This is a genomic window from Enterobacter sp. BNK-13 (assembly GCF_048685015.1).
GTDB classification, from domain to species: Bacteria; Pseudomonadota; Gammaproteobacteria; order Enterobacterales; family Enterobacteriaceae; genus Enterobacter; species Enterobacter quasiroggenkampii.
In genome coordinates this window covers 3,149,928-3,163,118 of sequence record NZ_JBLQTP010000001.1, presented here as the reverse complement: position 1 = coordinate 3,163,118, position 13,191 = coordinate 3,149,928, and the positions used below count along the sequence as shown (strand labels likewise).

Genomic DNA, 13,191 nt, shown 5'->3' with positions numbered 1-13,191 from the left:
ACTCTCTGTTCAAGGTTAACTGACCAGAAGTTTCGCGGTGCGGGTGGCATTGTGACTCACCGGCGCCTGAACCCTTATTTTTCACGTACCAGTAGTTGTAGCGAATGAATACTGAAGCCACTCACGACCAACATGAAGCACTCTCCACTGGCGTTCGTCTTCGCAACGCCCGTGAACAACTCGGACTCAGCCAGCAAGCCGTTGCGGAACGCTTGTGCCTGAAGGTTTCCACGGTTCGCGATATTGAAGAAGATAAGGCGCCTGCCGATCTGGCTTCAACGTTCTTGCGCGGTTATATCCGCTCTTACGCAAAACTGGTGCACATCCCCGAAAACGAATTACTGCCAATGATGGAGAAGCAGGCGCCGGTCCGTGCAGCAAAAGTTGCGCCGATGCAGACCTTCTCCCTGGGGAAACGTCGTAAAAAACGTGATGGCTGGCTGATGAGCTTTACCTGGCTGGTGCTGTTTGTGGTGGTCGGTCTGACCGGTGCATGGTGGTGGCAAAACCACAAGGCGCAGCAGGAAGAGATCACCACCATGGCCGATCAATCCTCCGCCGAACTCAACCAGGCCGGAAATGATAACGCCCAGAGCGTGCCGCTGAATACCGACGGTGCGGCGTCCTCCAGCGAGCCACAGACCGCAGCGCCAGACGCATCGGCGACTGGTGCAGCACAGGCCCCGGCAGCAACGGCTAACACCGCTGCGCCGCAGGCTCAGGATCAAAACGCGGTGGTTGCCCCTTCTCAGGCAAATGTTGATACGGCGGCGAACGCGCCTGCAGCTACTCAGCCTGCAGACAATACCGCAGCGTCTCTGCCAACCAGCCCGGCGGGTACGGCGACCACAGCCGTCGACCCTAATGCGCTGGTAATGAACTTCAGCGCCGACTGCTGGCTGGAAGTGACTGACGCGACAGGTAAAAAACTGTTCAGCGGCCTGCAGCGCAAAGATGGCACGTTAAACCTAACAGGTCAGGCTCCCTATAAACTTAAAATCGGCGCTCCGGCAGCGGTACAGATCCAGTATCAAGGAAAACCTGTCGACCTGAGCCGCTTTATCAGAACTAACCAGGTTGCACGTCTTACCGTTAATGCCGAACAATCAGCAGCACAGTAACAGACGGGCAACGCGGGAGATTTTTCATGCATAACCAGGCTCCGATTCAACGTAGAAAATCGAAACGGATTTACGTTGGGAATGTGCCAATCGGCGATGGGGCACCTATCGCCGTTCAGTCGATGACCAACACGCGCACCACCGATGTGGAAGCGACGGTCAATCAAATCAAAGCATTAGAACGTGTAGGCGCGGACATTGTTCGCGTCTCCGTCCCGACCATGGATGCCGCTGAGGCGTTCAAACTGATCAAACAGCAGGTCAGCGTTCCGCTGGTGGCGGATATTCACTTCGACTACCGCATCGCACTGAAAGTGGCCGAATACGGCGTCGATTGCCTGCGTATTAACCCGGGCAACATCGGTAACGAAGAGCGTATCCGCATGGTCGTGGACTGCGCCCGCGATAAAAATATTCCTATCCGTATCGGCGTTAACGCCGGTTCGCTGGAAAAAGATCTGCAGGAAAAATACGGTGAGCCGACGCCACAGGCGCTGCTCGAATCCGCGATGCGTCACGTCGATCATCTCGATCGTCTCAACTTCGATCAGTTCAAAGTCAGCGTAAAAGCCTCCGACGTGTTCCTGGCCGTAGAATCTTATCGCCTGCTGGCAAAGCAGATCGACCAGCCTCTGCACCTCGGGATCACTGAAGCGGGCGGCCTGCGCAGCGGCTCGGTAAAATCCGCGATCGGTCTGGGGCTGCTGCTCTCTGAAGGGATCGGTGACACCCTGCGCGTCTCGCTGGCGGCCGATCCGGTCGAAGAGATCAAGGTCGGTTTCGATATCCTGAAGTCGCTGCGTATTCGCGCGCGTGGGATCAACTTCATTGCCTGCCCAACCTGTTCGCGTCAGGAGTTTGATGTGATCGGGACGGTGAATGCCCTGGAGCAACGTCTGGAAGACATTATCACCCCGATGGACGTCTCTATCATCGGCTGCGTGGTGAACGGTCCGGGGGAAGCACTGGTGTCAACCCTGGGCGTGACCGGCGGTAACAAGAAAAGTGGTCTCTATGAAGATGGCGTTCGTAAAGATCGTCTGGATAATAGCGACATGATCGACCAGCTTGAAGCCCGCATCCGTGCGAAAGCCGCCATGATGGACGAGACACAGCGTATTAACGTTCAGCAGGTTGAAAAATAACGTGATGGGAAGCCGCGAGCTTCCCATGTATGATTGAACCCATTCTTTGGGTTTTTTTTGTATATAGAAAGAGAATAAACGTGGCAAAAAACATTCAAGCCATCCGCGGCATGAACGATTATCTGCCTGGCGAAACCGCCATCTGGCAGCGCATTGAAGGCACGCTGAAGCAGGTGCTCGGCAGCTACGGTTACAGCGAAATCCGTTTGCCGATTGTAGAGCAGACCCCGTTATTCAAACGCGCGATTGGTGAAGTTACCGACGTGGTTGAAAAAGAGATGTACACCTTTGAGGACCGCAACGGCGACAGCCTGACCCTGCGTCCGGAAGGGACGGCGGGCTGCGTACGCGCCGGCATCGAACATGGTCTTCTGTACAATCAGGAGCAGCGCCTGTGGTATATCGGCCCGATGTTCCGCCACGAACGTCCTCAGAAAGGGCGTTATCGCCAGTTCAATCAGCTGGGTGTGGAAGTCTTTGGCCTGCAGGGCCCGGACATCGACGCTGAACTGATTATGCTGACCGCCCGCTGGTGGCGTGCGCTCGGTATCGCCGATCACGTTTCCCTCGAGCTTAACTCTATCGGTTCTCTGGAAGCGCGCGCTAACTACCGCGATGCGCTGGTGGCGTTCCTGGAACAGCATAAAGAGAAGCTGGACGAAGACTGCAAACGTCGCATGTACAGCAACCCGCTGCGCGTTCTGGATTCCAAAAACGCAGATGTTCAGGCACTGCTGAACGATGCGCCTGCGCTGGGTGATTATCTGGATGAAGAATCTCGCGAACACTTCGCGGGCCTGTGCAAGCTGCTTGAAGCGGCTGGCATCGCCTACACCGTAAACCAGCGCCTGGTACGCGGTCTGGACTACTACAACCGTACCGTGTTTGAGTGGGTGACCACGAGCCTCGGCTCTCAGGGCACCGTGTGCGCGGGCGGTCGTTATGACGGTCTGGTTGAGCAACTTGGCGGTCGCGCAGCACCTGCTGTAGGCTTCGCGATGGGGCTTGAGCGACTTGTTTTGCTGGTTCAGGCAGTTAATCCGGAATTTAAAGCAGATTCCGTTGTCGATATATACCTGGTGGCCTCAGGCGCGGAAACGCAGTCTGCGGCAATGCAGCTTGCCGAACGCGTGCGCGATGCGCTGCCGGGCGTTAAGCTGATGACCAACCATGGCGGCGGCAACTTCAAAAAACAGTTTGCTCGTGCCGATAAGTGGGGCGCAAGTATCGCACTGGTGCTGGGTGAGTCCGAAGTGGCCAACGGCGAAGTGGTGGTGAAAGACCTGCGCTCTGGTGAGCAGACAACGGTAACGCAGGACGGCGTTGCGGCGCACTTGCGCACTCTATTGGGCTAAGGAGAAGGACTGCGTGGAAATTTACGAGAACGAACACGATCAGGTCGACGCGATTAAACGCTTCTTTGCTGAAAACGGCAAAGCGCTGGTTGTTGGGGTTATTTTAGGTGTCGGTGCGCTGGTAGGCTGGCGTTACTGGAACAATCATCAGGCGGATTCCGCGCGCGGCGCGTCCCTGTCCTATGAAAATACCGTGAGCGCAATTCGTGCCGATCAGCCGCAAACGCTGACGGCGGCAGAAAAATTTGCGGCTGACAACAAAAACACCTACGGTGCACTGGCTGCGCTGGAAGTGGCTCAGCAGTACGTTGATAAGAACGAACTGGATAAAGCCGTAGCACAGCTGTCTCAGGGCCTTGCTGCCGCCAGTGATGAAAACCTGAAAGCGGTGATCAATCTGCGCCTGGCACGTATTCAGGTTCAGCAGAAGAAAGCTGACGATGCGCTGAAAACGCTCGATACCATCAAAGGCGAAGGCTTTGCTGCCATCGTTGCCGATCTGCGCGGTGAAGCACTGCTGAGCAAAGGTGACAAAGCGGGCGCGCGTAAAGCGTGGCAAGCTGGCGTAGAGAGCAATGCTTCACCTGCGCTGAGCGAAATGATGCAGATGAAAATAAATAATTTGTCCGTCTGAGAGGGACCCGATGCAATTGCGTAAATTACTTCTGCCAGGACTGCTTTCTGTTACGTTATTGAGTGGTTGTTCACTGTTCAGTGGCGAAGAAGACGTTGTGAAAATGTCCCCACTGCCGACGGTTGAAAACCAGTTTACCCCATCCACCGCGTGGGATGTCTCCGTGGGCAATGGGATTGGTGATTTCTATTCCAACCTTCATCCAGCGTATGCAGACAGCGTTGTCTATGCGGCTGACCGCAAAGGTACCGTGAAAGCGGTGAACGCGGATGACGGAAAAGAAGTGTGGTCCGTTAACCTGGCGGAAAAAGACGGCTGGTTCTCCCGTAAGCCGGCACTGCTGTCTGGCGGCCTGACCGTTGCCGGTGGTCACGTCTACGTGGGCAGCGAAAAAGCGCAGGTTTATGCCCTGAACAGCAGCGACGGCTCCATTGCCTGGCAAACAACCGTGGCGGGTGAATCCCTGTCGCGTCCGGTAGTGAGCGACGGCCTGGTGCTGATTCATACCAGCAACGGCCAGCTGCAGGCGCTGAACGAAGCGGATGGCCTGGTGAAATGGACCGTTAACCTGGATATGCCTGCGCTCTCTCTGCGCGGCGAATCCGCTCCGGCTACCGCATTTGGCGCTGCCATTGTGGGCGGTGACAACGGTCGCGTGAGCGCCGTGCTGATGCAGCAGGGCCAGATGATCTGGCAGCAGCGTATCTCTCAGGCCACCGGCTCAACGGAAATTGACCGTCTGAGCGACGTAGACACAACGCCGGTCATCGTTAACGGTGTGGTTTACGCGCTGGCCTACAACGGCAACCTGACCGCGCTGGATCTGCGCAGCGGCCAGATCATGTGGAAACGTGAGCTGGGCTCGGTAAATGATTTCATCGTTGAGGGTAACCGCATCTATATGGTTGACCAGAACGACCGTCTGCTGGCCCTGAGTACCGAAGGCGGCGTGACGCTATGGACGCAAAGCGACCTGCTGCACCGTCTGCTGACTGCGCCAGCGCTGTACAACGGTAGCCTGGTTGTGGGCGACAGCGAAGGGTATATGCACTGGATCGATCCGGATAACGGCCGCTTTGTTGCGCAGCAAAAAGTCGACAGCTCCGGTTTCCTGACCGACCCGGTTGTGGCCGACGGCAAACTGCTGATTCAGGCAAAAGACGGCACGCTGTACGCGATCACGCGTTAATTACCCGGCGGTTGTAGTATACTAAACGGCTCCTGTTCACTCAGGAGCCGTTTTGACATTTTTAAAAACGCCGCGAAAGCGACGTTATTTTGAATTTTATGAGGCTTCAAACATGGTACCTGTGGTCGCGCTTGTCGGGCGCCCTAACGTTGGAAAATCCACTCTTTTTAACCGTTTAACACGCACCCGTGATGCGCTGGTTGCGGATTTCCCGGGGCTGACGCGTGACCGTAAGTACGGTCGTGCAGAGGTGGAAGGACGCGAGTTCATCTGTATTGATACCGGTGGTATTGACGGCACAGAAGACGGCGTGGAAACCCGCATGGCGGAACAGTCGCTGCTGGCGATTGAAGAAGCGGACGTGGTGCTGTTTATGGTGGATGCACGCGCTGGCCTGATGCCGGCGGACTCCGCTATCGCTAAACACCTGCGTTCACGCGAAAAACCAACCTTCCTGGTGGCGAACAAAACCGACGGCATCGATGCCGATCAGGCCATCGCGGATTTCTGGTCTCTGGGCCTGGGTGAAATCTATCCTATCGCGGCGTCGCATGGCCGTGGCGTTACCAGCCTGCTGGAAACCGTTCTGCTGCCGTGGGTTGACGAAGTGAACCCGCCGGAAGAGGTGGACGAAGACGCTGAATACTGGGCGCAGTTTGAAGACGGAGAAGAGGGCGAAGAAGAAGAACCTGAAGACGACTTCAACCCGCAGGATCTGCCGATCAAGCTGGCTATCGTGGGCCGTCCAAACGTAGGTAAGTCTACACTTACTAACCGTATTCTGGGTGAAGAGCGCGTGGTCGTTTACGACATGCCGGGCACGACCCGCGACAGTATCTACATCCCGATGCAGCGCGATGAGCGTGAGTATGTCCTCATCGACACCGCCGGGGTGCGTAAGCGCGGGAAAATCACCGATGTGGTGGAAAAATTCTCCGTTATCAAAACCCTGCAGGCGATCGAAGATGCCAACGTCGTGCTGCTGGTTATCGACGCACGCGAAGGGATCTCCGATCAGGACCTCTCTCTGCTCGGCTTTATCCTGAATAGTGGGCGCTCACTGGTTATCGTGGTCAACAAATGGGATGGCCTGAGCAACGAGGTTCGTGAGCAGGTGAAAGAGACCCTCGACTTCCGTCTGGGCTTTATCGACTTTGCTCGCGTGCACTTCATCTCTGCGCTACACGGCAGCGGCGTGGGTAATCTGTTCGAATCCGTGCGCGAAGCTTACGACAGCTCCACCCGTCGTCAGAGCACCGCCATGCTGACTCGTATTATGAATATGGCTGCGGAAGACCATCAGCCGCCGCTGGTGCGCGGTCGTCGCGTGAAGCTGAAATACGCCCACGCCGGTGGTTATAACCCACCAATCGTGGTGATTCACGGCAACCAGGTGAAAGACCTGCCGGATTCCTACAAGCGCTACCTGATGAACTACTTCCGTAAATCGCTGGACGTGATGGGCACGCCTATCCGTATCCAGTTCAAGGAAGGGGAAAACCCGTTTGCCAACAAGCGCAACACCCTGACGCCAAACCAGATGCGTAAGCGTAAGCGCCTGATTAAGCACATTAAGAAAAGCAAATAAGCTTTGCTGCTCTCACGAAAGCCCGCGATGATCGCGGGCTTTTTTTTGCCCAATCATACCGCCGGTTTTCCCTGTGTGAAGTCAATCACTATTCACTTTTAACCATGTTTAAATCTAAGAAAGTAGACAATCGTCGAATTTTCATCTTAAAGTCCAGGGTCCGGTACTAGACAAAACTAGCGCCTGGTTATCAAATGGTTAACTAACTTTTCGCCGCATGTAAAAAATCGGCCAGATACGTAACTGGCCGGCGTACCTGCTGGTGTTTACAAGCACGACGACATACCTTTCGGGAGAATTATGCAATCCACTGTTAATCAAAAAGAGAGCCGAACGTTCTTCGGCCACCCGTATCCGCTCGGTTCGCTGTTCTTCACCGAGATGTGGGAGCGTTTCTCGTTTTACGGCATTCGTCCGTTACTGATCCTGTTTATGGCCGCCACCGTCTATGACGGCGGGATGGGGCTGGCGCGTGAAAACGCCTCGGCGATTGTCGGTATCTTTGCCGGTACCATGTACCTGGCTGCGCTGCCGGGCGGCTGGCTGGCGGATAACTGGCTCGGTCAGCAGAGAGCCGTCTGGTACGGTTCGATCCTGATTGCGCTCGGTCACCTGTCGATTGCGCTCTCGGCGGTGATGGGCAACAACCTGTTCTTTATCGGCCTGATGTTCATCGTGCTCGGCTCCGGGCTGTTCAAGACCTGTATTTCAGTGATGGTCGGTACCCTGTATAAAAAAGGCGACGCGCGTCGCGACGGCGGTTTCTCGCTGTTCTATATGGGTATCAACATGGGCTCGTTCATCGCGCCGCTGATTTCCGGCTGGCTGATTAAAACCCACGGCTGGCACTGGGGCTTTGGCATTGGCGGTATCGGGATGCTGGTGGCGCTGATTATCTTCCGCGTGTTTGCCGTTCCGGCCATGAAACGCTATGACGGCGAAGTCGGCCTCGACTCCACCTGGAACAGCCCGGTGGTGAAGCGTAACGGCGTGGGCGTTTGGCTGCTGGCGCTGGCGGCAGGCGTGGCAACGCTCGTGACGCTGATTGCGCAGGGCGTGATTGTAATTAACCCGGTCGCGGTAGCCAGCGTGCTGGTCTACGTGATTGCGGCATCCGTTGCCCTCTACTTTATTTATCTGTTTGTCTTTGCTGGACTGAACCGTAAAGAGCGCGCCAGACTGCTGGTCTGCTTTATTCTGCTGATCTCCGCGGCGTTCTTTTGGTCCGCGTTTGAACAGAAGCCAACCTCGTTCAACCTGTTTGCCAACGACTACACTAACCGCATGATCGGCGATTTCGAAATCCCGGCGGTGTGGTTCCAGTCAATCAACGCCCTGTTCATCATCCTGCTGGCACCGGTGTTCAGCTGGGCGTGGCCGAAGCTGGCGAGCATGAACATTCGTCCGAGCAGCATCACCAAGTTTGTTATCGGTATTCTGTGTGCCGCAGCGGGCTTTGGCCTGATGATGCTGGCGGCACAGAACGTGCTGAGCAGCGGTGGGGCGGGCGTATCGCCGTTTTGGCTGGTAGGCAGCATCCTGATGCTGACGCTCGGCGAACTGTGTCTCAGCCCGATTGGCCTGGCGACCATGACGCTGCTGGCGCCGGAGAGAATGCGCGGTCAGATGATGGGGCTGTGGTTCTGTGCGAGCGCGCTGGGTAACCTGGCGGCGGGTCTGATTGGCGGTCACGTGAAGGCCGACCAGCTGGATATGCTGCCGGATCTCTTTGCGCGCTGCTCTGTCGCGCTGCTGATTTGTGCCGCGGTACTGATCGTCCTCATTGTTCCGGTACGCCGCATGCTGGAAAATGCGCAGACTAAACCGGCAGCTAACGCCTCATAAACCTCGGGCTTGCCGGGGCGGCGTTATGCCCCGGCAATTTACTCAACGAGGTAAGAACATGCTGTTAGGGTTTGTTGGTCTTGGCGCAGTCGTTGAAACAGCTTACCTGCCCGCAATACGAAAATGCTTTGATAATCTCCCTCACTGTTTAGGCTTTGATATCCAGCCCGTAAAACAGCCGGAGGGGGTAACGCGTTGTGCCACACTGGCTGAACTCCTCTCCCGGCCGCTTGATACCCTGTTTATTACCACGGCGTCGCTGCACCATCTTGAGGTGCTTGAACACGCTCTCGCCTCATCGGTTTCCCGCATCGTGGTTGAAAAACCGATCGTTGCCACGCTTGCCCAAATCGAAAAGCTCAATTCGCTGCTGGCAAACCCCGGCGTTGCATCCCGCGTGCTGGCGCTCGATCACTGGATGGCGCGCCTCGAAACGGTGAAGCGGTCGCTGGTGGGCACTGTCTCTGACATCGTCAAAATCGACGGCTTTTTGCAGGAGCCGAGCGGAGTTAACGCCGCAGGAGAACCCATCGCGCTTAACTTTGCTACCGGCGAACCGGACACCCGTACGCTCCGTCACCCTGACGGCGTGATTCTGGATATCGGTACGCACGTTCTGGCGATGCTGCGCGAAACGGTGCGTTATCTGGGCGGGAATGATGAGATGACGTTGCAGGTGGTGACGGCTAAAGACCGCCTGAGCCGCGCTATTGCGAAAGGCGACCTGACCACGGCGGAGGGCGAGGCGCATCTGCAGGGCAGCATCAGCGGCGTGCCGGTGGATATCTGGCTTAATAAATATGCGGGACCCGCGGGCGGGCAAAAAGGCTTACGGCTCTGGTTACGCGACGGGCGCATCATTAGCTACGACCGGCGCGGTGCGGAGGATGTGCTGGAGCTGATTGAGGGTGAGAACATTCAGCGCTGGCATATCCCCGGGACAATCTACGAGCACTGTCTTACCGGACACATTCTGGGCACGAACAGCCTGTTTGAACGGGATCCGCACGAGGTGAGCCGCACAACGCGTCGCCGAATCGAGGAAGTTGAGCTGCTGCTGACCTTGCAGCAACAGCTGCGTGGCCCGCACTGAACGCAACGTGGTAAAATTATTACAGACCACAATGCTTTAAGGAGTCACCATGACGATTACCTGCCCGGATTGCCAGGCACCGCTTGAGCCCCTGAACGGGGTGGCACACTGCGAGAGCTGTAATAAGGATATTGCGCTTGAAGCCCGCTGCCCGGAGTGCCATCAGCCACTCCAGGTCTTAAAAGCCTGCGGGGCGGTGGACTACTTCTGCCAGAACGGCCACGGTCTTATCTCTAAAAAACGCGTGGAGTTTGTTCGGGCCGAAGGTTAATCGCACACGCAGCCTTCGCCTTTCTTCCACAGCTCGACCAGCGACTCGGGCGCTTCCTGCTCCGGTACCAGCACGATGATATCGGCGTAGTGCGCCTGATTTTGCCCGGTCCAGATAATCTGGATGCGGAAATAGCGCTGGTCGCCGCTGCCGGGGGACGAGGCCTGTCCCGGCGGCTGACCGCGCGGAAAGGCCTGCTCCAGGATGCTTACCAGGCGCTGGCGCTGGGCCTCATTGAGCGAGGAGAGCGCAATGGTGCGCTGGCCGCTCAGCTTGGGAATATAGGCGACGCCGCCTTCCCGGGCCAGCTCAACCACGGCGTCATCCGTCAGTTCCGGAACCTGCATTTACAACACTCCCACCTGTTCCCAGGCTTGTTTAATGGCCGCCCCAACGTCGCCGCCGGAGCGTTTCTCTCCATGCGCGATCGTCAGTTTTGCGAAGGCCTCAAAATCTGCATCCTGCGCCAGATTGCGATCGCAAACCGTGTCGTACCAGGCATAACCCGCTTTTTCCCAGGCGTAGCCGCCGATCGCTGTCGCGGCCAGATAAAATGCCCGGTTGGGGATGCCGGAGTTCAGATGCACGCCGCCGTTATCCTCACGCGTTTTGATGAAATCCTTCATGTGTGCAGGCTGCGGGTCTTTGCCGAGCAGCGGATCGTTGTAGGCGGTGCCCGGTTCAGACATCGAGCGCAGCCCTTTGCCGTTGATGCCTTTCGCCAGTAATCCCTCACCAATCAGCCAGTCCGCTTTATCGGCGGTTTGCTTCAGATGGTACTGCTTCACCAGTGAGCCAAACACGTCTGACAGCGATTCGTTCAGCGCGCCGGACTGCTCAAAGTAGATAAGCCCGGCTTCGGTCTCGGTCACGCCGTGGCTCAACTCATGCGCCACGACGTCTATGGCGATGGTAAAGCGGTTAAATATTTCCCCGTCGCCGTCGCCAAATACCATCTGCTGACCGTTCCAGAAGGCGTTCTGATATTCCCGGCCATAGTGAACGGTACCGGTTAAAATAAGCCCTTTGTTATCGAGCGAATCGCGCTGATATTCCTTCCAGAAGAAATCATGGGTAATACCCAAATACTCGTAGGCTTCGTCTACTGCCACATCGCCGTTCGACGGCTGACCTTCATAACGCACCTGCGTACCCGGTAGCTCCTGAGTTTGCTTCGCGTCGTAGATATCCCGCTCCAACTGCCCGGCTTTATTCACGTGCGGCGCGGCGGGTTTGCCCGGCATATGGGCCATCAGCGTCTGGACGTGGGTTAAGGTCTGGCGGGCACAGCGCTGCTGCGGTTCGGAACCGCTTTCGATAATACGACGAAGAATATACGGGGGGATCACGCTATAAAGATGGGACATGCTGCTCTCCTTATTAAAAAAGGGAATAGCAGCAGTATAGTAAGTAACCGCCGAAGAATTATCCGGTTTTACGCTGACGCGTCTTTTTCACCGGTTTAATTGATTTCACTTCGCTTTCTACCCAGCCGTCTGACAGACGCGTCGTCAGCACATCGCCGGTATTCACCTGTTTGGTTTGCTTCAGCACCTTGCCGTCCGTCGCCGTCGTCACGCTATAGCCGCGCGCCAGCGTGGAGAGGGGGCTGACCGCTTCAAGGTGGGTCACCGCATTGCCAAAGCGTTCGCGGGTGGTGCTCAGTCGCGCACGGAGAGTTTCCGCCAGACGGTACTCCAGCTGCTGAATCCGTGTTTGCGCGCGATAAATTTTCGGCTGCGGGTTCTGCTGGTTCAGACGCTGCGTCACGCGCTGCTGGCGCGACACCGCGCGTTTGATCTGCGTGTCCACCGCCACGTTCATGCGCTGGCGCAGACGCTCCAGCACGGTTTGCTGACGCGCCAGACGCAGCTGCGGGTGTTGCTGCTGAAGACGGTGATGAAGCTGGGTAAAGCGACGGGTCCGGTTGGCGAGGTAGTAGTCCATCGCCATCTCAAGACGTTGCTGGCCGCTCTGGATCTGACGCAGCAGCTCCAGCTGGTTGCGGCTGACCACCTCTGCCGCCGCGGACGGCGTCGGCGCGCGGAGATCCGCGACAAAATCGGCGATCGTCACGTCCGTTTCGTGGCCGACGGCGCTCACCACGGGGATCTGACTTGCAAAGATTGCCCGCGCCACGCGCTCGTCGTTAAAGCTCCACAGATCTTCCAGCGAGCCGCCGCCGCGTCCGACGATTAAGACGTCGCACTCCTGACGCGCGTTCGCCAGCGCTATGGCGCGCACAATTTGGCCCGGCGCATCGTCACCCTGAACAGCGGTCGGGTAGATGATGACGGGCAGGGAAGGGTCGCGACGCTTCAGAACGTGTAAAATATCGTGCAGTGCTGCACCGGTTTTCGAGGTGATGACACCCACGCAGTGGGCAGGCGAGGGTAGCGGCTTTTTGAACTGCTGGTCGAAAAGTCCCTCTTCGGAGAGCTTCGCCTTTAACTGTTCGTACTTTTGCTGCAGCAGGCCTTCGCCCGCAGGCTGCATGCTCTCGACGATAATTTGATAATCACCGCGCGGCTCATACAGGGTGATATTGGCGCGCACCAGAACCTGTTGGCCGTGCTGAGGACGGAACGTCACGCGGCGGTTGCTGTTGCGGAACATCGCGCAGCGCACCTGGGCGGTATCGTCTTTTAGCGTAAAGTACCAGTGGCCGGAGGAGGGCTGCGTGAAGTTAGAGATTTCACCGCTGATCCAGACCTGCCCCATTTCCTGCTCAAGCAGCAAACGCACCGTCTGATTAAGGCGGCTGACGGTATAAATTGAGGAGGATTGAGAGGATAACATGTGAGCGGGATCAAATTCTAAATCAGCAAGTTATTCAGTCGATAGTAACCTGCTGAGAGGTGAGCGCAAGCATTTTTTTTAAAAAAGTGTGGATGCAATCGGTTACGCTCTGTATAATGCCACGGCAATATTTAACCACCCAGGTCAGAGA

At 56.7% G+C, this 13,191-nt stretch carries 12 protein-coding genes; 9 read left to right on the top strand and 3 right to left on the bottom strand.

Annotation, left to right across the window (positions count from 1 at the left end):
- Positions 1-104: 104 nt before the first annotated feature.
- From rodZ to ACMGGQ_RS15205, 9 genes are all read left to right on the top strand, one after another.
- Positions 105-1,121: a cytoskeleton protein RodZ gene (gene rodZ, locus ACMGGQ_RS15245; protein ID WP_111967885.1), complete on the top strand. Its 1,017-nt coding sequence runs from the start codon at positions 105-107 to the stop codon at positions 1,119-1,121.
- Positions 1,122-1,147: 26 nt separating this feature from the next.
- Complete coding sequence (gene ispG, locus ACMGGQ_RS15240) at positions 1,148-2,266, top strand: flavodoxin-dependent (E)-4-hydroxy-3-methylbut-2-enyl-diphosphate synthase (RefSeq protein WP_008502138.1); 1,119 nt, start codon at positions 1,148-1,150, stop codon at positions 2,264-2,266.
- Between the two features lie 80 nt (positions 2,267-2,346).
- Positions 2,347-3,621 carry a histidine--tRNA ligase gene (gene hisS, locus ACMGGQ_RS15235; protein ID WP_032622984.1) on the top strand — a complete coding sequence of 425 codons (1,275 nt, stop codon included), beginning with the start codon at positions 2,347-2,349 and terminating at the stop codon, positions 3,619-3,621.
- A gap of 13 nt (positions 3,622-3,634) precedes the next feature.
- Positions 3,635-4,255, top strand: a complete 621-nt coding sequence (locus ACMGGQ_RS15230; protein WP_008502136.1) for a YfgM family protein — start codon at positions 3,635-3,637, stop codon at positions 4,253-4,255.
- Between the two features lie 10 nt (positions 4,256-4,265).
- The gene (gene bamB / locus ACMGGQ_RS15225; RefSeq protein ID WP_008502135.1) at positions 4,266-5,444 is read left to right on the top strand and encodes an outer membrane protein assembly factor BamB; all 1,179 of its coding nucleotides are present in this window, start codon (positions 4,266-4,268) and stop codon (positions 5,442-5,444) included.
- Positions 5,445-5,556: 112 nt separating this feature from the next.
- Positions 5,557-7,032, top strand: a complete 1,476-nt coding sequence (der, locus tag ACMGGQ_RS15220) for a ribosome biogenesis GTPase Der (RefSeq protein ID WP_024908655.1) — start codon at positions 5,557-5,559, stop codon at positions 7,030-7,032.
- A gap of 300 nt (positions 7,033-7,332) precedes the next feature.
- Complete coding sequence (locus ACMGGQ_RS15215) at positions 7,333-8,877, top strand: peptide MFS transporter (protein WP_069719846.1); 1,545 nt, start codon at positions 7,333-7,335, stop codon at positions 8,875-8,877.
- A 58-nt stretch (positions 8,878-8,935) separates the two neighbouring features.
- Complete coding sequence (locus ACMGGQ_RS15210) at positions 8,936-9,970, top strand: Gfo/Idh/MocA family oxidoreductase (RefSeq protein ID WP_420290238.1); 1,035 nt, start codon at positions 8,936-8,938, stop codon at positions 9,968-9,970.
- A gap of 49 nt (positions 9,971-10,019) precedes the next feature.
- Positions 10,020-10,241 (top strand): zinc ribbon domain-containing protein, encoded by a 222-nt coding sequence (locus tag ACMGGQ_RS15205; RefSeq protein WP_023294288.1) that lies wholly within the window; start codon positions 10,020-10,022, stop codon positions 10,239-10,241.
- Here ACMGGQ_RS15205 and ACMGGQ_RS15200 read toward each other — a convergent pair.
- The 3 genes from ACMGGQ_RS15200 to xseA are packed head-to-tail and all read right to left on the bottom strand — an operon-like array spanning position 10,238 to position 13,040.
- Entirely contained in the window at positions 10,238-10,588 is a 351-nt protein-coding gene (locus ACMGGQ_RS15200) for a protealysin inhibitor emfourin (protein ID WP_021241848.1), read from the bottom strand. The two genes, ACMGGQ_RS15205 and ACMGGQ_RS15200, sit on opposite strands and share 4 nt — an antisense overlap.
- Positions 10,589-11,608: a M4 family metallopeptidase gene (locus ACMGGQ_RS15195; protein ID WP_048226222.1), complete on the bottom strand. Its 1,020-nt coding sequence runs from the start codon at positions 11,606-11,608 to the stop codon at positions 10,589-10,591.
- 58 nt (positions 11,609-11,666) lie between these two features.
- Positions 11,667-13,040: an exodeoxyribonuclease VII large subunit gene (gene xseA / locus ACMGGQ_RS15190; RefSeq protein ID WP_420290237.1), complete on the bottom strand. Its 1,374-nt coding sequence runs from the start codon at positions 13,038-13,040 to the stop codon at positions 11,667-11,669.
- Positions 13,041-13,191 lie beyond the last annotated feature (151 nt).

Bases quoted from the DNA above. Each gene is read 5' to 3' on its own strand.
- rodZ (WP_111967885.1), top strand. From the start codon at position 105: ATGAATACTGAAGCCACTCACGACCAACATGAAGCACTCTCCACTGGC.
- ispG (WP_008502138.1), top strand. From the start codon at position 1,148: ATGCATAACCAGGCTCCGATTCAACGTAGAAAATCGAAACGGATTTAC.
- bamB (WP_008502135.1), top strand. From the start codon at position 4,266: ATGCAATTGCGTAAATTACTTCTGCCAGGACTGCTTTCTGTTACGTTA.
- der (WP_024908655.1), top strand. From the start codon at position 5,557: ATGGTACCTGTGGTCGCGCTTGTCGGGCGCCCTAACGTTGGAAAATCC.
- ACMGGQ_RS15215 (WP_069719846.1), top strand. From the start codon at position 7,333: ATGCAATCCACTGTTAATCAAAAAGAGAGCCGAACGTTCTTCGGCCAC.
- ACMGGQ_RS15210 (WP_420290238.1), top strand. From the start codon at position 8,936: ATGCTGTTAGGGTTTGTTGGTCTTGGCGCAGTCGTTGAAACAGCTTAC.
- ACMGGQ_RS15205 (WP_023294288.1), top strand. From the start codon at position 10,020: ATGACGATTACCTGCCCGGATTGCCAGGCACCGCTTGAGCCCCTGAAC.
- ACMGGQ_RS15200 (WP_021241848.1), bottom strand. From the start codon at position 10,588: ATGCAGGTTCCGGAACTGACGGATGACGCCGTGGTTGAGCTGGCCCGG.
- ACMGGQ_RS15195 (WP_048226222.1), bottom strand. From the start codon at position 11,608: ATGTCCCATCTTTATAGCGTGATCCCCCCGTATATTCTTCGTCGTATT.
- xseA (WP_420290237.1), bottom strand. From the start codon at position 13,040: ATGTTATCCTCTCAATCCTCCTCAATTTATACCGTCAGCCGCCTTAAT.